At 60.2% G+C, this 19,107-nt stretch carries 21 protein-coding genes and 1 pseudogene; 15 read left to right on the top strand and 7 right to left on the bottom strand.

The features are described 5' to 3' along the window. Nucleotides 1-112: 112 nt before the first annotated feature. Nucleotides 113-490 carry a hypothetical protein gene (locus M5B98_RS09210; RefSeq protein WP_007951149.1) on the bottom strand — a complete coding sequence of 126 codons (378 nt, stop codon included), beginning with the start codon at nt 488-490 and terminating at the stop codon, nt 113-115. A gap of 198 nt (nt 491-688) precedes the next feature. Between M5B98_RS09210 and M5B98_RS09205 the strand changes: the two genes are divergently transcribed. The 3 genes from M5B98_RS09205 to def all read left to right on the top strand — a co-directional run bounded on the left by M5B98_RS09205 (nt 689) and on the right by def (nt 2,549). Continuing rightward, nucleotides 689-880, top strand: coding sequence for a CsbD family protein (locus M5B98_RS09205; protein WP_248742534.1), 192 nt, complete (start codon nt 689-691; stop codon nt 878-880). Between the two features lie 176 nt (nt 881-1,056). Then, nucleotides 1,057-2,007: a YihY/virulence factor BrkB family protein gene (locus M5B98_RS09200; RefSeq protein ID WP_085709666.1), complete on the top strand. Its 951-nt coding sequence runs from the start codon at nt 1,057-1,059 to the stop codon at nt 2,005-2,007. 2 nt (nt 2,008-2,009) lie between these two features. Then, complete coding sequence (gene def, locus M5B98_RS09195) at nt 2,010-2,549, top strand: peptide deformylase (RefSeq protein ID WP_248742533.1); 540 nt, start codon at nt 2,010-2,012, stop codon at nt 2,547-2,549. Here the strand turns inward: def and M5B98_RS09190 are convergent, their stop codons facing one another. Beyond that, the gene (locus M5B98_RS09190) at nt 2,550-2,969 is read right to left on the bottom strand and encodes a GNAT family N-acetyltransferase (RefSeq protein ID WP_248742532.1); all 420 of its coding nucleotides are present in this window, start codon (nt 2,967-2,969) and stop codon (nt 2,550-2,552) included. Between the two features lie 325 nt (nt 2,970-3,294). Between M5B98_RS09190 and M5B98_RS09185 the strand changes: the two genes are divergently transcribed. The 6 genes and pseudogenes from M5B98_RS09185 to M5B98_RS28785 all read left to right on the top strand — a co-directional run bounded on the left by M5B98_RS09185 (nt 3,295) and on the right by M5B98_RS28785 (nt 8,556). Continuing rightward, nucleotides 3,295-4,236: a fatty acid desaturase gene (locus M5B98_RS09185; RefSeq protein WP_248742531.1), complete on the top strand. Its 942-nt coding sequence runs from the start codon at nt 3,295-3,297 to the stop codon at nt 4,234-4,236. Between the two features lie 7 nt (nt 4,237-4,243). Beyond that, nucleotides 4,244-5,035, top strand: coding sequence for a phosphate/phosphite/phosphonate ABC transporter substrate-binding protein (locus tag M5B98_RS09180; RefSeq protein WP_248742530.1), 792 nt, complete (start codon nt 4,244-4,246; stop codon nt 5,033-5,035). A gap of 127 nt (nt 5,036-5,162) precedes the next feature. Further along, a complete protein-coding gene (locus M5B98_RS09175) occupies nt 5,163-5,708 on the top strand; it encodes a sigma-70 family RNA polymerase sigma factor (RefSeq protein ID WP_248742529.1) in 546 nt (181 codons plus the stop codon). After that, entirely contained in the window at nt 5,705-6,718 is a 1,014-nt protein-coding gene (locus M5B98_RS09170; protein ID WP_248742528.1) for an ABC transporter substrate-binding protein, read from the top strand. The genes M5B98_RS09175 and M5B98_RS09170 overlap by 4 nt, the downstream gene beginning before the upstream one ends. Before the next feature lie 518 nt (nt 6,719-7,236). After that, nucleotides 7,237-8,007, top strand: a pseudogene (locus M5B98_RS28790) (PAS domain-containing protein); the annotation flags it as partial. Between the two features lie 9 nt (nt 8,008-8,016). Next, nucleotides 8,017-8,556 (top strand): methyl-accepting chemotaxis protein, encoded by a 540-nt coding sequence (locus tag M5B98_RS28785; protein ID WP_371320920.1) that lies wholly within the window; start codon nt 8,017-8,019, stop codon nt 8,554-8,556. Nucleotides 8,557-8,616: 60 nt separating this feature from the next. On the opposite strand, the gene M5B98_RS09160 is transcribed toward M5B98_RS28785, so the two are convergent. From M5B98_RS09160 to M5B98_RS09150, 3 genes are all read right to left on the bottom strand, one after another. Then, a complete protein-coding gene (locus M5B98_RS09160) occupies nt 8,617-9,183 on the bottom strand; it encodes a hypothetical protein (protein ID WP_248742526.1) in 567 nt (188 codons plus the stop codon). Nucleotides 9,184-9,334: 151 nt separating this feature from the next. Beyond that, on the bottom strand, nt 9,335-10,759 hold the full coding sequence (locus tag M5B98_RS09155) for an MFS transporter (RefSeq protein WP_114885010.1): 1,425 nt from the start codon (nt 10,757-10,759) through the stop codon (nt 9,335-9,337). 125 nt (nt 10,760-10,884) lie between these two features. Further along, entirely contained in the window at nt 10,885-11,325 is a 441-nt protein-coding gene (locus M5B98_RS09150; RefSeq protein WP_248742525.1) for a PACE efflux transporter, read from the bottom strand. Between the two features lie 121 nt (nt 11,326-11,446). Between M5B98_RS09150 and M5B98_RS09145 the strand changes: the two genes are divergently transcribed. Continuing rightward, nucleotides 11,447-12,319, top strand: a complete 873-nt coding sequence (locus M5B98_RS09145) for a LysR family transcriptional regulator (protein ID WP_248742524.1) — start codon at nt 11,447-11,449, stop codon at nt 12,317-12,319. Nucleotide 12,320: 1 nt separating this feature from the next. On the opposite strand, the gene M5B98_RS09140 is transcribed toward M5B98_RS09145, so the two are convergent. After that, on the bottom strand, nt 12,321-13,352 hold the full coding sequence (locus M5B98_RS09140; protein WP_065259320.1) for a LacI family DNA-binding transcriptional regulator: 1,032 nt from the start codon (nt 13,350-13,352) through the stop codon (nt 12,321-12,323). A 216-nt stretch (nt 13,353-13,568) separates the two neighbouring features. Between M5B98_RS09140 and M5B98_RS09135 the strand changes: the two genes are divergently transcribed. Next, a complete protein-coding gene (locus M5B98_RS09135; protein ID WP_085730316.1) occupies nt 13,569-14,102 on the top strand; it encodes a gluconokinase in 534 nt (177 codons plus the stop codon). An 82-nt stretch (nt 14,103-14,184) separates the two neighbouring features. Then, nucleotides 14,185-15,537 (top strand): GntP family permease, encoded by a 1,353-nt coding sequence (locus M5B98_RS09130; protein WP_085709678.1) that lies wholly within the window; start codon nt 14,185-14,187, stop codon nt 15,535-15,537. Nucleotides 15,538-15,715: 178 nt separating this feature from the next. On the opposite strand, the gene alaC is transcribed toward M5B98_RS09130, so the two are convergent. After that, complete coding sequence (alaC, locus tag M5B98_RS09125) at nt 15,716-16,933, bottom strand: alanine transaminase (RefSeq protein ID WP_248742523.1); 1,218 nt, start codon at nt 16,931-16,933, stop codon at nt 15,716-15,718. Nucleotides 16,934-17,072: 139 nt separating this feature from the next. Between alaC and M5B98_RS09120 the strand changes: the two genes are divergently transcribed. The 3 genes from M5B98_RS09120 (at nt 17,073) to M5B98_RS09110 (ending at nt 19,104) form a co-directional block, all read left to right on the top strand. Next, a complete protein-coding gene (locus M5B98_RS09120; RefSeq protein ID WP_039766147.1) occupies nt 17,073-17,735 on the top strand; it encodes a LysE family translocator in 663 nt (220 codons plus the stop codon). Between the two features lie 69 nt (nt 17,736-17,804). Continuing rightward, nucleotides 17,805-18,299 (top strand): GyrI-like domain-containing protein, encoded by a 495-nt coding sequence (locus M5B98_RS09115; RefSeq protein ID WP_248742522.1) that lies wholly within the window; start codon nt 17,805-17,807, stop codon nt 18,297-18,299. A gap of 316 nt (nt 18,300-18,615) precedes the next feature. Then, complete coding sequence (locus tag M5B98_RS09110; RefSeq protein WP_085730321.1) at nt 18,616-19,104, top strand: GNAT family N-acetyltransferase; 489 nt, start codon at nt 18,616-18,618, stop codon at nt 19,102-19,104. The last annotated feature ends 3 nt before the right edge of the window (nt 19,105-19,107 follow it).

Here is a 19,107-nt window from a genome sequence, read left to right as displayed (position 1 = left end):
AACCTGAGTTCGACTCGAAATTTCAGGTCGGCGTAACTTGCCCACGCGCCTCGGTCGGTCCCCTCTCCCCTGGGAGAGGGCTAGGGTGAGGGGGAAAAGCGGCTCCGCAATCTTACTGGCGGAACGGCGCAAAGTTCACATTGGTCCCCGCCGGACGCATGTCCTGCAGGTACGAGTCCTTGTCGGCGCTCAGTTCCAGGCTCAGGGCTGCCTTGCGCTTACCTTCGTTGCGGATCACCAGGCCTTCGAGTTTCTCGCGCAGAAACACCGTCGGCACTTTCAGGTGCAGCAGTTCGTCGGTGGCCGGGGTGTGCATCAACAGGTGAATCCACTCGTACTGACCGATGGCCAGACGCGACACCGGCAAGTCGAACCACCAGATGTTGCGGTTGCGGTTCAGTTCGGCGAAGTGGCAGTTGTTGGTGCCGAGCACGGCACCGCCCAGTTCCTGGTTGCGACGGGCGATGGCCTGCTTTTTATCGAGTTTCATAACATTCCTGCGGGATCGGTTCTGTGGCGCCTGGCGCCCTTATGGTGGGCATTCTCGGGGCTACGCTCGCAAACATAAAGCGCAACCTGCACGCCGCGACGAAATGAAGCCCTGAAAATAAATGAAACTTGGCGCAAACCGGGCCAGTCAATCATTACGTACTGACTTTTCCCCTTCAATGCACCAAGGAGAAACACCATGAGTAGCACAGGCGATAAAGTAAAAGGCATGGCCAACGAAGCAGTCGGCAACATCAAGCAAGGTGTCGGTAAAGCCACCGACAACACCAAGCTGCAAGCCGAAGGCAAACTGCAAGAGAAGAAAGGCGAGGCCCAGCAAGCGGTGGGCAAAGCCAAGGACGCGATCAAGAAAGGCGTCGACAAGGCTTGATCCAGCCTTGAACGAAACACCGAAGCGGCCATCCAAGGATGGCCGTTTTTGTGTGTCGTTCACATGCAGTCACGGATCACAGTGTTTCAGAGTCGCCAAGTAGGCTACTTTGATGAGAGAAAACGGCCCCTGAGTCGCCACGACTTCAACCTGTTTTGCGGCGAAAGGAGACGCGAATGATTTTCCCCGACATGAAAGGCCTGCCCCTGCACCGGGTCATCGTGCGTACCGTCACCGAGTTCATGGAAGACGAGATGTCGACCTATGCCTCGGCACTGGCCTACCAGATGCTGTTCTCGCTGTTCCCGTTCATTCTGTTCCTGATTGCCCTGATCGGTTTCCTGCACCTGCCGGACTTCTTCTCCTGGCTGCGCCTGCAATCGGAGCTGGTGTTGCCGCCCCAGGCGCTGGAGCAGGTCAATCCGGTGATCGACCAGTTGCAACAGTCCAAGGGCGGCCTGCTTTCCGTGGGTATCGTCATCGCCCTGTACACCGCATCCGCTGGTGTGCGCCTGATGATGAGCGCCATGAATGCCGCCTACGATGTGGTCGAGGGCCGGCCGATCTGGAAGCGCTTCCCGCTGTCGATTTTCTACACCGTCGGCATTGCCGGCATGTTGCTGGCCGCTGCCGCGCTGATGGTGCTTGGGCCGCAGGTGATGGGCTGGATCGCCGGGCAGTTCGGGCTGGAAGATTTCATCGTCACGGTGTGGACCATCGCCCGCTGGCCGGTGATCGTGATCCTGATGATGGTGGCGGTCGCGTTGATCTACTACGTGATGCCCGACGTCAAACAGGAGTTCCGTTTCATCACCCCGGGCTCGGTGCTGGCGGTGGTGGTGTGGATTGTCGCGTCCCTAGGGTTCGCGTTCTACGTCAAGACGTTCGCCAACTACAACGCCATGTATGGCAGCATCGGTGCGATCATTGTGCTGCTGCTGTATTTCTACATTTCCGCCGCGGTGCTGTTGCTGGGCGCGGAAATGAATGCGGTGATCGAACATATGTCCAGCGAGGGCAAGGACCCGGGCGAGAAAGTCCCCGGCGAACTCGATGAACATCCCAAACAACACGTTTCCGGCCTGGGGCGCGATCAGTCGCTCAAGCCGAACACTGACGAAGCCTGACCATGATCCGTGAAATCCTGAAGATGGGCGACGAGCGCCTGCTGCGCATTGCCCCGCCGGTGCCCGCCGAAATGCTCGACGGCCCGGAGCTGTGGCAACTGATCGACGACATGTTCCAGACCATGGAAAGCGTCGGCGGTGTCGGCCTGGCCGCGCCGCAGATCGGTGTCGACCTGCAACTGGTGATCTTCGGCTTCGAGCACAGCGAACGTTACCCGGACGCCGAAGCCGTTCCGCAGACGATCCTGATCAATCCGCTGATCACGCCGCTCAGTCCGCTGATGGAAGAGGGCTTCGAAGGCTGCCTGTCGGTACCCGGCCTGCGGGGCGCGGTGGATCGTTATCAGCAGATCCGCTACGAAGGCGTCGACCCCAAGGGCGAGCCGATTGTGCGTGTGGCCTCGGGCTTTCACGCGCGGGTGGTGCAGCATGAATGCGATCACCTGATCGGGCGCCTGTACCCGTCGCGCATCACCGATTTCAGCAAGTTCGGTTTTACTGAAGTGATGTTCCCGGATCTCGATCCCAACGCTGACGACTGATCAGCCAGTGCGCGGCGCCAGCTCCATGGCAATCATCGGCTTGCTCCGCGCGTAACGGCTCAAACGCTCGGCCATGGCCTGGGGCAGGGCGGGGTCGAAGGTGAACCCGCGCCGCTCGTAGAAACCACGCAGGTCCGGGTGGCAGAACAGCCACACCGGCGTCTCCACATCTTTCACCGCCGCCGCAATCAAATGCGCGGCAATGCCCTGTTCGCGACAGGCCGGATCAACGAAAAGCCCGGTCAGCCAATGCCCGCCGAACACTGGCCGAAGGCACAGCGCAGCCACGATCTCCTCGCGCCGCGCCACCCACAATTGCGCCTCGCGCACCGCTTTCATCGACGATTGATGCTGGCGGTAGAACTTGTTCATCAAAGGCCAGGACAGGTCGTCGAGCTGGCTGTAGCGGGTGTCGGTCATGAATCGGACTGCCGGTGCAAAAGTCGCGGATTATAAAACAACGTACTCGCCGGGATAGGTGTATACCTGATCTCACATCCCCTTCAGAGGAGTACGCGTCATGTCCAAAAGTATGGATGCGAAGAAAGCTGCGAAGAAGAAACCGGCCAAGACCGCCATCGAGAAACGCCATGAGAAAAGGGCGAAAAAAGTCGACATTTTTGGCCATTGATACCGTTCCTCGGGAGCCCGCTTTTCGGGCTCCTTTCTTCTCTGCAAAAAATAATCTGCAAGATTTCCCACTGGTGTTGCACAGAACGATCAGACCTTCGTTCCGAGCCACGCCATGCCCCACTATTTCGACGATGCCCATCGCCAACAGATCGAAACCCTGTGTCAACGCTTCACCGCCCGTACCGAGTGGCCGACCTGGCTGTTGCTGATTGGCGTGTATGCCGGTTGGTTCTCCGTAATGCTCGGCAGCGAATGGCTCGGTCTCTGGTGGAGCACACTGCTGCTGATTCCGTTGCTGGTGTTGTGGCTGTCGGTGCAGCACGAATTGCTCCACGGGCATCCGACGCGCTGGACCTTCATCAACAAAGTCCTCGGCTACGCGCCGTTTGCGGTGTGGTATCCCTACACCCTCTATCGCGACAGCCATCTGCAGCACCATCGCGACGAAGACCTGACAATCCCCGGCGTCGACCCCGAAAGCCGCTACCTGAGCGCCGAGCGCTGGCAGGGCAGTTCGCTGTTCAAACGAAACCTGCATTGGCTGAACAAGACCGTGCTTGGCCGATTCATCCTCGGCGCGCCGCTGGCGTTGCTGGCGCTGGCCGGTGAGGAACTGCAACGCCTGAAAAGCGGTGAACGCCAGGCCTGGCTGATGTGGTTGACCCACGGTGCCCTGACTGTGCTGATGCTGGTGTTCATCGCCCGCTACAGCGTATTGCCGGTCTGGCATTACCTGCTGCTGATCAGCATCCCGGCGCTGTCGATTGCGATGGTCCGTTCTTACTATGAACACCGGCCGCACACACAACCGGAGCAACGCACGGTGCTCAACGAAGCCGGATGGCCGTGGCGCTGGCTGTTCCTGAACCTGAATTTCCATCTGGTGCACCACGATCTGCCGAAGCTGGCGTGGTATGACTTGCCCAAGGCCTACCGCATGCGCCGGGAGCAATGGATTGAACGCAGCGGCGGATTTCTGGTGCAGGGCTATGGGCAATTGTGGCGCCGGCACGGCATCAAGCCGATCGACAGTCCGCAGCATCCGTTTATTTGAGGCGACCATGACGTCAGGTTACGCAGAGCTGTTGATGTACATCGCACCTGAGACGATCCGCGCGGCGAACGAACAGTGGCTGGCGCGGATTCTCGAACACCTGGGCCATTCGCGGCTCAGTGCCGAAGGCTTGTCGCTGCCGGAACTCTGGCTGTCGCCGCAACTGCTGCTGACCCAGACCTGCGGCTATCCGCTGATGACCGCGTTGCGCGGGCAGGTCAGGCTTGTCGGGCGCCCGCGCTACGAATTGCCGGACGCCACGGCCGGCAATCATTGCAGCCTGATCCTTGCCCGCGCCGATGATCCGCGCCGCAGTCTGGCGGAGTTCTTTGACAGTCGCGGGGTGATCAACAGCGAGGACTCCAACAGCGGCATGAACCTGTTGCGCCAGCGTCTGGCACCGTTGCAGCGGGACGGCCGTTTTTTCGCTTCGGTCGGCCTCAGTGGCGGTCACCGCGAGAGCCTGCGCTGGTTACGCGAAGACCGCGCCGATCTGGCGGCCATCGACAGCGTGACCTTTGCCTACCTGGCGCAACACGCACCCGAAGAGGTCAGCGGCGTGCGGGTGGTGGCGCGCAGTGCGTTCAGCCCGACCTTGCCCTTCATCACCGCTGCCTGCACGACGGACCGGCAGATCGAGCAACTGCGCCGGGCCATGAACCGCAGCCTGCAAGACTTGCCGGATGTGGCCCGTGTCCTCGGTCTGCCCGAAGTCTTGCCGGCCAGCGAAAGCGATTATCTCGTCCTGCTGGATTACCAGCGCGAGGCCGAAGAATTGGGTTATGGCCGCTTGCGCTAGCGGCTTCGGCTAATTCACAAATGGAATATAAAAATTCTTTTTAAGTATTTTTAACGCATAAGGCACCTTGCTAGGATCGCGCCACCGGACGACCGGACATTCAGCGACCCTTTTCCAAGGAGCCCCCATGTCCGGCGCCGACGCATCCCATCGCAATCATGTAAACACGTTGTTTCGCGACCATTACCAGTGGTTGTGCGCACGCCTGCGCCGGCAATTGAATGATGCAGCCAGCGCCGAAGACATCGCCGCCGAAACCTTCGCGCAACTGCTCGAAGCACCAGGCCTGACCGCCATCCGCGAACCTCGCGCCTTGCTCACCACCATCGCCCAGCGCCTGTTGTATGAACGCTGGCGGCGGGGCGATCTGGAGCGTCGGCATCTGCAACAACTGCAACAGAGTGACCTCGATCACGCGCCGTCCCCCGAAGAACTGGCAGACCTGTCGCAGAGCCTCAAGCACCTGGACCGGACGCTCCAGCGCCTGCCGGGCAAGGTGCGCTCGACCTTTCTGCTGGCCCGCATCGACGGCCTGACCTACCCGCAAATCGCTGCCGAACTGGGTATCTCCCAGCGTTCGGTGAGCCTGTACATGACCCGTTCCCAGGCCCTGTGCAACCGCCACAGCGCCAACCAAACCCTGATTTCCTCCCAGAACAAGAGGTCCGCATGAGATCGATCAAAACCCTGCTCGGCAGTTCGCTGCTGGCCCTGACCCTGACTGCCGGCCACGTTGTCGCTGCGGAAACAAAAGCGCCGATCCACTTCGGTGACATCACCTGGGAAAGCGGCAGTTTCATCACCGAAGTGCTGCGCCTGATCGTCGAGAAAGGCTACGGCTACCCGACCGACACACTGCCGGGCAGCACCGTCAGCCTCGAAGCGGCGCTGGCGAAAAACGATATTCAAGTGATCGGCGAAGAGTGGGCCGGGCGCAGTCCCGCGTGGGTAAAGGCCGCTGCCGAAGGCAAGGTATTCGGCCTCGGCGACACGGTGAAGGGCGCCACCGAAGGCTGGTGGGTGCCGGAGTACGTGATCAAGGGCGACCCCGAGCGCGGGATCAAACCGCTGGCACCGGAGCTGAAATCGGTGGCCGACCTGCCGCGTTACAAGGATGTATTCAAAGATCCGGAAGACCCGAGTCGCGGGCGTTTCCTCAACAGCCCGACCGGCTGGACTTCGGAAATCGTCAACAGCCAGAAGCTCAAGGCCTATGCGCTGAACGACAGCTTCGTCAACTTCCGCACCGGCTCCGGCGCGGCGCTGGATGCCGAGGTGGCGTCGTCGATCAAGCGCGGCAAACCGGTGCTGTTCTACTACTGGTCGCCGACACCGTTACTCGGTCGCTTCAAACTGGTGAAGCTGGAGGAGCCGCCGTTCGACGCCGAAGCCTGGAAAACCCTGGCCGACGCCAACAACCCCAACCCGAAAGGCACCCGCTCGATGCCGGCGAGCCTGGCGATTGGCGTGTCGGCGCCGTTCAAGGCGCAGTACCCGGAACTGGTGACGTTCTTTGAGAAAGTCGACTTGCCGATTGATCTGCTGAACCAGACCCTGGCCGGGATGAGCGAAAAGCGCCAGCAGCCACGTCAGGTGGCCGAAGCATTTCTGCGCGATCAACCACAAGTCTGGAAACCATGGGTACCGGGTGAGGTGGCGAATAAAATCAGCGGCAGTCTGTAGTTCTTTTCCGATTATTGTGTCGCTTCAAAAGTTGCCATTGCGAGTCGGTCGCAATGGCAACAAACAACCCGCCCGCTGAACCGATTCTTGTCCGTTTTTTGTCCTTAATCCCCGTGGTACTGGCCGACTAGTGGCCTTGCGCAAGGCTTTGCGCTGTCTATGCTCACACGTAACTAACTATGTCGACCGCCATCCAAAGCGCCTCGATGGCAATCGGTTAGCCGAGAACAAAGCTGCCAGAGTGCGCAATCCAAGGCACCGACACTTAACCGGCAAGGAGCATGTTTTTTAAATGGAAGTTCTTCTACACGTTAGGAATGGCCCGTTCGCGGGCTATCAAGAGAAGGATGTCTTGATTAGAGCGTCGCTGCATGGACTCTTTGATTAATCATCGTTTATCACCTGACAACTTCCTCCCGTGGAGGAATGCGTGTGCCTGTTCTGTGGAACGTAGTGGTGGATTCTGAAAGACCTGAACTTTCATCAAATCAAAAGACCGCGCTCAAGGTGATAGAGACATGTTCAACCTACATCACAAGGCTGACCTGCAGGAAATCGAACGCTTCAGCTGTGCCCTGACCGAAGCCAATGCCAAGCTGGAGGCGATCAGCCGTTCGATGGCGATGATCGAATTCACCCCAGACGGCATCGTGCTGGATGCCAATGACAACTTCTGCAAGACCATGGGCTACAGCGCCGAGGAAGTACGCGGCAAACATCACCGGATCTTTTGTGAGGAAGAGTTCTATCGCAGCGAGGAATACGCCAAGTTGTGGCGTGACCTGGCCCGAGGCGACCCCCTCAGCGGGACATTCCTGCGCCTGAACAAGCGTGGCCAGGAGATCTGGCTGGAAGCGAGTTACATGCCGGTGTACGGCCCGGACAAACAGGTTCGAAGCGTGATCAAAGTGGCCTCGGACATTACCGCGCGAGTGAACAAGGAAAAAGAAGAGGAAAGCATGCTCGCGGCCATCAGCCGTTCGATGGCGGTGATCGAGTTCACCCCGGAAGGCAATGTGATCTCGGCCAACGATAACTTCCTCAAGACCATGCAGTACTCGCTCAACGAAATTGTCGGCCATCACCACAGTCTGTTCTGTCACCGTGCGGAAGCCGAGTCGGCGCAGTACAAGGCATTCTGGGCTTCGCTCAATCGCGGCGAATATCACTCGCACCGCTTCGAACGCAAGAACAAGTCCGGGCAGACCGTGTACCTCGAAGCCTCGTACAACCCGTTGTTCGATGCCAAGGGCCGCTTGTACAAAGTGGTGAAGTTCGCCAGCGACATCACCCACCAGATGACGACCTTGCAGACCGCTGCGGAATCGGCCCACAGCACCTCGGTACAAAACGACGCCTGCGCGCAAAAAGGCTCACAGGTCGTGCAGCAAACGGTGCAGATCATTCAGGACATTTCCCGCGACCTCAACGAAGCGGCGCTGAGCATCGATGCGGTGAGCAAGCAGTCGGACATCATCGGCACCATCGTCCAGACCATTCGCGGGATTGCCGACCAGACCAACCTGCTGGCGCTCAACGCGGCCATCGAAGCGGCGCGGGCGGGTGAACACGGACGTGGTTTTGCGGTGGTGGCGGATGAGGTGCGCAGCCTCGCGGCGCGAACCAGTCAGGCGACCCTGGAGATTGTCGATGTGGTGCGCAAGAACCACGAGTTGTCATTGAGTGCGGTGTCGAGCATGCAGTCGAGCCTGAGCCGCACCGGGCTCGGGGTGGAACTGGCGAACGAGGCGGGGGACGCGATCCGCGAGATTCAGCAGGGCTCGCGGCATGTGGTGGATGCGATCAGCCAGTTCAACGAGACGTTGCAGTTGAACTGACGGCTTTACGGCTGAAAAAAAAGGATCCCCGTGGGGATCCTTTTTTCATTGCGCCGTTCGTTAGAGCGAGGCGAGGAACTTGTCAGCCGACTGGTCACTGAGCTTGACCGAGTTGGCGTCCTGTTTGTTCTGCTTCTCGGCTTCGGCCAGCTTCATCTTGTCCTGCAGGCGATCGGCGATCTCTTTGCCGATGGCCAGTTGTTTCTCCGGCGGCATGGCTTTGATGTCGTCCTCGGTCAGACCCATTTCCTTCAGGATACTGTCGCGCAGGCGCTGTTCCGGCGACTTGCTCATGTAGTCCTTGAATTCGTCCGTGGCGGAAGTGCCGGTGGTCTTGGTCGACGTGGCATCGGTCGCTTGCAGGTTTACACGCGTCTTGGCGAACGCCTCGTCGACGTTGTCGCTGATGCGCGTGGCTTCGCTGACTTGCTGGGTGGCGAGTTGCGTGGCCGAGCTCTGCACCTGATTGGTGGCGTCGGTGGTTTGCGCCTGCGCCTGGTTCTGCAGGGTTTGCAGCATGGCGCCGTGAAGCCCGCCTTGCAGGCCGGCCGCCGCCGTGGCGGTTGCGTCATCGGTGATGCGCTTGGGCAGATGAATCAGATCCGCTTGTTTCGAGCTGACCAACATGATGGAGGACCTTGTGGTAATTGCTGTCGGCGGTAAAACAGCAATTACCGTGCCTGAAGGCTAAACCCCATAAATTCAACAGGTTGACGCCATATGAACTCTGGTAGCGGTCATCCTTTGCCGTCCGGCGGCAGAAGATGACCGTTGTCCGTCAGCGATGGGCGATGTTTTCCAGCGCCAGGTTGCGGGTTCGAGGACCGAAGTAGCCGATGGTCAGCATCACGATCAGCATGCTGGCGACGATGAACGCCAATACGCCCGGCGTGCCGAAGTGGTCGAGGAACAGGCCGATCAACAGGCTGCTGAACACCGTCGACAAGCGACTGAACGAATAGCAGAACCCCACCGCCCGGGCGCGGATGTTGGTGGGGAACAGTTCGCTCTGATAGGAGTGATAACTGAAGCTCAGCCAGGCGTTGCAAAAGGTGATCATCACGCCGCAGAAGATCAGGCCGAAGGCGCTGGTCTGCAACGCGAACAAGGTGCCGAAGGTCATGGCACCCAGGGCTGAGCCGACGATCTGCCATTTATTCTCGAAGCGGTTGGCGAACTTCACGAACAACAGCGGCCCGAGCGGGTAGGCGAGGGTGATGATGAACGCGTACATCAGGCTGTGAGTGACACTGACACCCTGACCGGAAAGCAGCGCCGGCAGCCAGTTGCCGAAGCCGAAGAAGCCGATGGCCTGGAAGATGTGGAAGACGATCAGCATCAAGGCCCGACGACGGTAGGGCGGCTGCCAGATGTCGGCAAAACGGCCCTTGCCTTCGACATCCACCGCTACCGCTTCCGGTGCGTCCAGTGGTTGACGATGATCCTTCTCGCAGCGTGCCTCGATGCCGTCGAGAATCCGGTTCGCCTCGTCGAAGCGACCATGCTGGGCCAGCCAGCGCGGCGACTCCGGCAGGCGTTTGCGCAACCACCAGATGAACAGCGCAAACACTGCACTCGCCAGCACCACCCAGCGCCAGCCGGACACCCCGAATGGCGCCTGCGGCACCAGCCACCAGGACATCAGCGCCACTGCCGGTACTGAAAGAAACTGCACGAAAAACGCGAAGGCAAACGCCGAACTGCGCATGCGTTTGGGCACCAGTTCCGAGAGGTAGGCGTCGATGGTCACCAGCTCGATGCCGAGGCCGATGCCCACCAGAAAACGCATGCAGATGATCCCCAGTGCCGAACTCTGCACGCCCATCAGCACCGTGGCCACGGTGTACCAGACCAGCGCGAAGGTGAAGATCGCCCGTCGCCCGAAACGATCCGCCAACGGACTGAGCAGACTGGCACCGAGAAACAACCCGAGGAACGTCGCCGAGGCGAACGCGGCCTGATCGGAGAAACCGAACACGCCCTGATTGCCGGTGGCGAAGATGCCGTCACGGATCAGGCCGGGGCTGATGTAGGCGGTCTGGAACAGGTCGTAGAGTTCGAAGAAACCACCAATCGACAGCAACGCCACCAGCCGCCAGATCGTGGCGACTGCCGGCAGGCGGTCGATGCGGGCGGAAATCTGTGCGGCGCGTATCGGGTCGATGCCGTCGCGTTGCGCGGCGGCGGGGGCGTGTGCAGTCATGGGCCGATCCATTTTTTTATGATGGAAAAGCTTAGCCTGCTATCGGAAATCAAGGATTGCTTATATCGGCGGCTTACGCAGGAAAACCGCCGATTTCTTGCAATATCCGCTTACCAATCAGCGATTCATGCTGCGGGTGCCGGATCCGGCAGCGCCGAGGCCGGCAAACCGAACACCTTATCGAACAGCCAGTTGAAGGCGAAGGTGTAGCAGGGGATGAACACGATCAGCGCCAGATCCAGCAGAAAGGCCTGCACCAGGCTGATGCTCATCCACCAGGCAATCAGCGGAATCAGGAACACGATCAGCGTCAGCTGGAAACCGACGGCGTGGGCGATGCGCCGTTTGACCGTGCGGGTGCGCGAGACCTGACGGCTTTCCCAGCGCTCGAACAGCGAGGTGTAGATGAAGTTCCAGGTCACGGCGATGGTGGTGATGATCACTGCCAGCGGGCCGGTGCTCCCTGGCGAGGTGCCCGACAACAGGGCCAGGCCGAGGGCCGAGAAGGTCATGCCGATCACTTCATAGAGCGACACGTAGACCAGTTTACGTTTGACGCCTTGCATGGGGAATTGCCTCTTTCTTGCGACTTGTGGCCAACGGGGCTGGCGAAGGCGACGAAAGATAGCTTCAATGGAGGTGACAGAAAAAGTCAGCAGCTTTCAGTTTTATTGATAGGTAGAAGATGTGAATTTCAACAGCGAAAGCATCGAACTGTTTCTCGCCGTAATCGAGCGCGGTTCTTTTTCCGCCGCTGCCAGGGCGTTGGGCAAAGTCCCGTCAGCGGTAAGCATGGCCATCGGCAATCTGGAGGCCGAACTCGGCTACCCGCTGTTCGACCGCAGTCACCGCGAACCGCAACCCACGGCCATGGCGCTGTCGCTGGTGCCCCATGCGCGATTGATCGCCGATCAGCTCAAGCAATTGCAGGTGCATGCGGTGCAGTTGTCGTTGGGGCTGGAGAGCAAGTTATCGATCGGCGTGGCGACGGATATCGATCGCCGACGGTTACTGGCGGCCATCAAGGAAATCAGTGAGCGCCATCCGCTGCTCGACATCGAAGTACTGACCGCGCCGCAGGATGACGTGTTGGCGATGCTTCACAGCGGTCGGGTCAGCGTGTGCCTGGCGTTCGCCGGGTTGAGCGTGAATGTGCTGGAGCGCTTTCAGTTTGTCGGTAGTGAACGGATGATCGCCACGCTGGCGGCGGACAGTCCGCTGTTGCAGGGGCAGGATCTGTTTCTCGAAGATCTGGTGCATGTGCGGCAGATTGTCGTCGGCAGTCGCGACTTGCCGATCAGCGAAACCCGGCCGCTGGTAGCCGAATCCCACTGGCGCACCGACAGCCTGGAGACGGCGCTGGAGATGGTCGAGGCGGGGCTGGGCTGGGGCAATTTTCCGCTGTCGGTGGTGCAGCCATGGCTCGATAGCGGACGATTGAAGCGGCTGAATTTCCGCAACATCGAAAACGGCCTGGTGCTGCCGGTGCACGCGGTGTGGCTCAAGAGCCAGCCGTTGCAGAAGGGGGCGCTGGCTCTTGTGGAGTTGCTGGGCGGTTGAGTCAGGTGCTTTCGCGGATTTTCAGTTCGAAGCCCATGTCCTCCACCGGACGCGCCACGCTGTTGCCGGCCATCAGCGTCAGCATCTGCTCCGCCGCACGCCGTCCGATGGCCTCGCGCGGGGTGTTGATGCTGCTCAGGCGCGGCACCATGTGCTCCGACATCGGCAGGTCATTGAAGCCGAGGATCGCCACTTGCTCGGGGATCCGGATCCCGTTGCGCAGCGCCTCGAGCAGGGCGCCCTGGGCCAGGTCGTCGTTGCCGAAGAAGATCGCATCGACGTCCGGATGCGCCGCCAGCAGTTGCAGGAACAACTCGCCACCCAGGCCCACGGACGAAGAGCGCGGGGTCAGCACTTCCAGATCCGGGTCGTAGCGACCGGCCTTCTGCAGTGCCTTGCGAAAGCCTTCACCGCGCAGCAGGGTGCGCTGATCGAGCTGCGCGCCGATATAGGCCAGACGCTTACGGCCACGGGACAGCAAATGCTCGGCGGCGGTTTCCCCGGCGCTGAGCTGGGAGAAGCCGACGCAATTCACGCCGGCGGCGCTGTCCAGTTCCATCATGTACACGCAGGGAATGTTGCTGGCCTCGATCATCCGCCGCGAGGTTTCGGTACGGTCGAAGCCGGTCAGCAGCAGACCCCGTGGCTGATAGGCCATGTAGTTGCGCAGCAGGTTTTCTTCTTCATCGCGGGAATAGTGGAAGTTGCCGATCAGCACTTCGAAGCCCTTGGGCGTGAGCACCCGATGAATGGCTTCCAGGGTGTCGATGAACAACAGGTTGGCCAGCGAAGGCACCAGTACCACCACCGAATGGCTCTGGGCCGAGGCCAGGGCGCGGGCGGCGGGGTTGACCACGTAGTTGAGTTCCAGCGCGGCTTTCTGGACTTTTTCCACCAGTTCGGTGGCGACGGTGCTGACCCCGCGCAAGGCGCGAGATGCGGTAATCGGACTGACGCCGGCCAGCCGGGCAACTTCATTGAGGGTGGGACGGCCGGTGGTGCGGGTGTTTTTATCGTTTTTAGGGGTGGTCATCGGGCGGCTTGCCAAACAAAAATCAAGGCACTAAGGTAGCGCTGTCCTTATGCAGCTGCAAATGCGTGAGCGAGGTCCTGCCTGATCCTCGCTTTTTGGCGTTGGGACAAAACCTGCTGCAACCCAAAAAAACGACAAGAAGGCGTCGGCAACTTCTGCCTGTGCACTAGAGTCATAGCTAGCAAAGGTAGCGCTGTCTGCGCGCTGAGGTGTTACATGAATCATCCCATCACCGCCCTGGTCATCATGGGCGTTGCCGGTTGCGGCAAGACGTGCGTCAGCGAGGCCCTGTGCCAATTGAGCGGCGCCACTGCCATTGAAGGCGATACTTTCCATCCGGCCGCGAACATCGAAAAGATGAGCGCGGGGATCCCCCTGAACGACGAAGACCGTGCCGGCTGGCTCGACAGCCTGTGCGATGAGCTGCGTCGTGTTGACGCTCTGGGCGAACGCCCGGTGCTGACCTGCTCGGCCCTCAAGCACATTTACCGCGAACGTCTGCGCAGCGCTTTGCCGGGCCTGGGCTTCGTGTTTCTCGAATTGACGCCGGAAGTTGCCGCCGACCGCGTGTCCCATCGCCCGGGCCACTTCATGCCGGCGACGCTGATCGAAAGCCAGTTCGCCACCCTCGAATCGCCGGTCGGCGAGCCGTTGACCCTGGCCCTGAACGCCTCGATCCACAGCGTTGAAGAACTGGCGTCGCAAGCCCACGTCTGGTGGCAGGCCCATGGCCTGAAACAGGCGGTATGAGTGTGATTGTGAAGATAGCGCTGTCCTTTCGACTTCTGATTAACCCGCTTTAATAACAACAACAAACCAGGAGACACCCCCAATGTTTGGCATGTCCCATGACGCCTACCTGCTGCTTGATGCAGTAGTCACGGTGATCGGGCTTATCGTCCTGATCACCAAGTTCAAGATTCACCCCTTCATTGCCCTGACCATCGCCGCCGCGTTCCTCGGCCTGACGTCCGGCATGCCGATCGGCACCATCATCAAGGCGTTCCAGGACGGCTTCGGTGGCGTGCTCGGTTTCGTCGGCATCATCCTCGCGCTGGGCACCATGCTCGGCAAGATGATGGCCGAATCCGGCGGTGCCGATCAGATCGCCCAGACTCTGATCCGCGCGTTCGGCAAAGAGCGCGTGCAGTGGGCCATGATGTTCGCCGCGTTCCTGGTGGGCATTCCGCTGTTCTTCGAAATCGGCTTTGTATTGCTGATTCCGCTGGTGTTCATCGTTGCTCGCCGCACCGGTGTGTCGATCATCAAGATCGGCATCCCGCTGCTCGCCGGCCTGTCCGCCGTGCACGGTCTGGTGCCACCGCACCCGGGCCCGCTGCTGGCCATCGGCGTGTTCGGTGCCGACATCGGCAAGACCATTCTCTATGGTCTGATCGTCGCGCTGCCGACCGCCATCATTGCCGGTCCGATCTTCGGTACGTTCATCGCCAAGCACATTCCGGGCACGCCGAATCAGGAACTGGTCGATCAACTGGCCCGTGAAACCGATTCGACCAAGCTGCCAAGCTTCGGCATCACCCTGGTCACCGTGCTGCTGCCGGTGTTCCTGATGCTGCTGAAAACCTTCGCCGACGTGGCGCTGCCGGACGGTCATTTCTTCCGCACCTGGATGGACATGATCGGTCACCCGATCTCGGCGCTGTTGCTGGCGTTGCTGCTGTCGCTGTACACCTTCGGCCACAAGCAGGGCATCGGTTCCCAACAGATGCTCAAGTGGCTGGATGCGAGCCTGGCGCCTACCGCCGCGATCATCCTGATCATCGGTGCCGGCGGCGGCTTCAAGCAGATGCTGGTGACCAGCGGCGTGGGTGACGTGATCGGCCACATGGCGGTCAGCGCGCAGATCTCGCCGATCTTGCTGGCATGGCTGGTGGCGGCGGTGATCCGCATCGCGACCGGTTCGGCCACCGTGGCGACCATTACTGGCGCAGGCATTGTGGTGCCGGTAGTCGGGATGATCCCGGGCGTGAACCGTGAGCTGCTGGTGCTGGCCACCGGTGCTGGTTCCCTGATCCTGTCCCACGTCAACGACGCCGGTTTCTGGCTGGTGAAGCAGTACTTCAACATGACCGTGGCCGAGACCTTCAAGACCTGGACCGCGATGGAAACCATCCTGTCGGTGGTTGGCCTGGGTTTCATTCTGTTGCTGTCGCTGTTCGTCTAACGGCGAATCGCAGGCACAAAAAAACCGCAGCGATGCGGTTTTTTTGTGGGTGATGACTTTTCACGGAATCCACAAATCTTTGTGGGAGCGAGCTTGCTCGCGATAGCGGTGGTCCAGTCGACGTCTTTGTTGCAGTGACGACCTCATCGCGAGCAAGCTCGCTCCCACAGGTTTTGCGTCAGCCGCTTGTTTTCTGTACCAGGCCATCCGCCCGGAACATCCCGCGAATCCCGCGTACCGCCTGACGAATCCGGTCCTGGTTTTCGATCAGCGCGAAGCGCACGTGATCGTCGCCGTATTCACCGAAACCGACACCCGGCGAGACGCAGACCTTGGCCTCGGCCAGCAGCTTCTTGGCGAATTCCAGCGAACCGAGGTGCGCGTAGGCTTCGGGAATCTTCGCCCAGACGTACATCGAAGCTTTCGGGTTCTCGACCATCCAGCCCAGCTCATGCAGCCCTTTGACCAGCACGTTGCGGCGCTGGCGATACTGCTCGGCGATGTCGCGCACGCATTGCTGATCGCCTTCCAGCGCAGCAATCGCGGCCACCTGCAGCGGGGTGAAAGTGCCGTAGTCGTGGTAGCTCTTGATCCGCGCCAGGGCGCTGACCAGCTCCGGGTTGCCGACCATGAAACCGATGCGCCAGCCCGCCATGTTGTAGCTCTTGGACAGGGTGAAGAACTCCACCGCGATGTCCTTGGCGCCCGGCACCTGCATGATCGACGGGGCTTTCCAGCCGTCGTAGACGATGTCGGCGTAAGCCAGGTCGTGGACCACCAGTACGTCGTACTGTTTGGCGAGGGCGATCACCCGCTCGAAGAAATCCAGCTCCACGCACTGTGCGGTCGGGTTGGACGGGAAGCCGAGGATCATCATCTTCGGCTTCGGGATCGAACCGCGAATCGCCCGTTCCAGCTCATCGAAGAAGTCCACGCCCGGCACCAGCGGCACCGACCGCACCTGGGCGCCGGCAATCACGGCACCGTAGATGTGAATCGGGTAGCTCGGGTTCGGCACCAGCACGGTGTCGCCCTGATCCAGGGTCGCCAGCATCAGGTGCGCCAGGCCTTCCTTGGAACCGATGGTGACGATGGCTTCGCTTTCCGGGTCGATATCGACCTCGTAGCGGTCCTTGTACCAGTTGGAAATCGCCCGGCGCAGGCGCGGAATGCCTTTGGACGTGGAGTAACCGTGGGTGTCTTCGCGTTGTGCAACCTGCACCAGTTTTTCAACGATGTGCGGCGGCGTGGCGCCGTCGGGGTTGCCCATGCTCAAGTCGATGATGTCTTCGCCACGACGTCGGGCGGCCATCTTCAGCTCGGCAGTGATGTTGAAAACGTAAGGGGGGAGTCGATCTATGCGCGCAAAGCGGCGCGGCGAACCTTGTTCAGCCATTGTTGCCTCGGATAACGTAAGCGCCCGGAACCGTCCGAGCGACGCTGGTCACTGCGGTGACCTGTGGCGGAAGATAAGGGCAGCGATGGCAGACTGTCCAGCGTGCACGACAACAATTTTTTCCCAAGGAAAACGGTCAATGGAATTCACCAGCGGCTTCTTGCTGAGCCTTTCGCTGTGCCTGGACATCGGCGTGGCCAACATCGCGATGATCACCCTGGCCATGCAACGCGGCTATTTTCAAGGCTTTGCCCTGGGCCTCGGCACCTGCGTCGGTGACCTGATCTACGCGGTGCTGGCCCTGGCCGGAATGACCGTTCTGCTGCAATACGAAACCGTGCGCTGGGTGCTGTGGATTGGTGGTTCGGCGCTGTTGATCTACTTCGCGGCGAAGATGATCTATTCGGCGATCCACCACGAAGCGCAACTGGCAGCGACGGCAGAAGTCGGCCAGAACTCCCATCGCAAGGAATTCTTCCGCGGGATTTTTCTCGCCATGTCTTCGCCGAGCGCCATCCTCTGGTTCGCGGCGGTGGGCGGCACGTTGATCGCCCGTTCCGGTGGCGGCGGTCCGCTCAGTTCAGCGTTGTTCCTCGGCGGCTTTCTGTGTGCCGGGCTGCTGTGGTCGGCGGGGCTGTGCTTTGCCGCAAGCCATGGCGGCAAACTGCTGGGCGACAAGCTGTTGCGCTATTCGTACATGGCATCTGCAGCGATCTTCTGCTATTTCGCGGTCTACGTGATCGTATCCGGCTATAACGAGTTCGTCGGCTCCGGCGCCGCCGAGGCCCTGCATACGCTGTAAATGTGCGAATCGGGTTTGGCTTCTATACTCCCAGCCGAACCCACTTTTTTCGTTCCAAGGAGTCGAGTCATGGATGAGCAAAAACGCGTCGAAGTGGCTGAACCTCGCTTCGAACATGGACACTTCCTGCTGATTGCAGGTTTTCGCGATCGCTTTACCAAAGAGACCGTCCAGGACATCCCTGCGCTGTGGGAAAAACTCATCCCGCACATCGGAAATATTCCGGGGCAGAAGGGCGAAGTGACCTACGGCGTGTGCAGCAATTTCGACGGCAACGGCGGTTTCGATTACATGGCCGGGGTCGAAATCAGGAAGCTGGATGACTTCCCACAGGAAAAGTATCCGTGGATCGAAATCCTTCCGCGCCAGTACGCGGTGTTCGAACACAAGGGTTCGCTCGACCTGCTGCCGAAGACCCTTGAGTACATCTACAAGACCTGGCTGCCGGCCTCCGAATACAAGGGGCTGAATGCCCCGGAGCTGGAACGCTACAGCGCCGATTTCAATCCGAAGCTCAAAACCGGCAAGCTGGAAATCTGCGTCCCGGTCGAAAAGAAAACCTGATGGGCACCCGGCAGCGCGAACCTGTTTCGCGCTGCCGCTCGAGCCCTATTTGCCCTTGATCCGTCGTGCCCGCAACAGGTCGATGCCCAGGGTGATGAAGCCGAAAAAGCTGATACCCAACACCATCAACAAACCGATTTCCATGCTGCTCATAAACTGTTCCCCTTCGGGTGATCAGAGACAATGCTCAGGAATAGACCGTCCCGAATCCGAAGAAAAGCGCTTATACGCAGGCTTTACGCCGCCCATGCGGATCGATATGAACACCTTATTCCTTTATCCTTGGCGGCCCTGTTTCCACTGATTTCGAGCTGCCATGAACACCGTCATCCGCCACGTCACCGCCGCCGACCTGGATCGCTGCTACGCCATCGAAACCCTCGCCTATGAAGGCGACGAAGCCGCGACCCGCGAGAAGATCGCCACGCGTATCGCCACCTGGCCGGACGGTTTCATCGTCGCCGAGGTGGACGGGCAGGTGGCCGGCTTCATCAACTCCGGCGCGGCGTTTGAAGTGCAGATGTCCGACGAGGCGTTCAAGGAACTGATCGGCCACGACCCGGCCGGGCCGAACGTGGTGATCATGTCGGTGGTGGTTCACCCGGACTATCAAGGCCTGGGTCTGGCCAAGCGTCTGCTGGGCGAGTTCATCGAGCGCATGCGCGCCCAGGGCAAGGCGACGATTCACCTGATGTGCAAGGAACGGCACATCCCGCTGTACGCCGGATTCGGTTTTGCCTACATCAAGCCGTCCGAGTCCGACCACGGCGGGATGGCGTGGCACGAGATGATCCTGACCCTCTAAAGA

Source organism: Pseudomonas sp. MWU12-3088 (assembly GCF_023242405.1).
Classification (GTDB): domain Bacteria; phylum Pseudomonadota; class Gammaproteobacteria; order Pseudomonadales; family Pseudomonadaceae; genus Aquipseudomonas; species Aquipseudomonas kribbensis.
Note: the sequence above shows the minus strand (reverse complement) of the source record. Positions and strands in the feature narration are given on the sequence as shown.

Coding starts and splice junctions, on each gene's coding strand:
- M5B98_RS09140 (WP_065259320.1), bottom strand. CDS start 13,352: ATGACCACCCCTAAAAACGATAAAAACACCCGCACCACCGGCCGTCCC.
- M5B98_RS09135 (WP_085730316.1), top strand. CDS start 13,569: ATGAATCATCCCATCACCGCCCTGGTCATCATGGGCGTTGCCGGTTGC.
- M5B98_RS09175 (WP_248742529.1), top strand. CDS start 5,163: ATGTCCGGCGCCGACGCATCCCATCGCAATCATGTAAACACGTTGTTT.
- M5B98_RS09155 (WP_114885010.1), bottom strand. CDS start 10,759: ATGACTGCACACGCCCCCGCCGCCGCGCAACGCGACGGCATCGACCCG.
- M5B98_RS09180 (WP_248742530.1), top strand. CDS start 4,244: ATGACGTCAGGTTACGCAGAGCTGTTGATGTACATCGCACCTGAGACG.
- M5B98_RS09185 (WP_248742531.1), top strand. CDS start 3,295: ATGCCCCACTATTTCGACGATGCCCATCGCCAACAGATCGAAACCCTG.
- def (WP_248742533.1), top strand. CDS start 2,010: ATGATCCGTGAAATCCTGAAGATGGGCGACGAGCGCCTGCTGCGCATT.
- M5B98_RS09130 (WP_085709678.1), top strand. CDS start 14,185: ATGTTTGGCATGTCCCATGACGCCTACCTGCTGCTTGATGCAGTAGTC.
- M5B98_RS09200 (WP_085709666.1), top strand. CDS start 1,057: ATGATTTTCCCCGACATGAAAGGCCTGCCCCTGCACCGGGTCATCGTG.
- M5B98_RS09210 (WP_007951149.1), bottom strand. CDS start 490: ATGAAACTCGATAAAAAGCAGGCCATCGCCCGTCGCAACCAGGAACTG.
- M5B98_RS09160 (WP_248742526.1), bottom strand. CDS start 9,183: ATGTTGGTCAGCTCGAAACAAGCGGATCTGATTCATCTGCCCAAGCGC.
- M5B98_RS09110 (WP_085730321.1), top strand. CDS start 18,616: ATGAACACCGTCATCCGCCACGTCACCGCCGCCGACCTGGATCGCTGC.
- M5B98_RS09190 (WP_248742532.1), bottom strand. CDS start 2,969: ATGACCGACACCCGCTACAGCCAGCTCGACGACCTGTCCTGGCCTTTG.
- M5B98_RS09205 (WP_248742534.1), top strand. CDS start 689: ATGAGTAGCACAGGCGATAAAGTAAAAGGCATGGCCAACGAAGCAGTC.
- M5B98_RS09115 (WP_248742522.1), top strand. CDS start 17,805: ATGGATGAGCAAAAACGCGTCGAAGTGGCTGAACCTCGCTTCGAACAT.
- M5B98_RS09120 (WP_039766147.1), top strand. CDS start 17,073: ATGGAATTCACCAGCGGCTTCTTGCTGAGCCTTTCGCTGTGCCTGGAC.
- M5B98_RS28785 (WP_371320920.1), top strand. CDS start 8,017: ATGACGACCTTGCAGACCGCTGCGGAATCGGCCCACAGCACCTCGGTA.
- alaC (WP_248742523.1), bottom strand. CDS start 16,933: ATGGCTGAACAAGGTTCGCCGCGCCGCTTTGCGCGCATAGATCGACTC.
- M5B98_RS09150 (WP_248742525.1), bottom strand. CDS start 11,325: ATGCAAGGCGTCAAACGTAAACTGGTCTACGTGTCGCTCTATGAAGTG.
- M5B98_RS09170 (WP_248742528.1), top strand. CDS start 5,705: ATGAGATCGATCAAAACCCTGCTCGGCAGTTCGCTGCTGGCCCTGACC.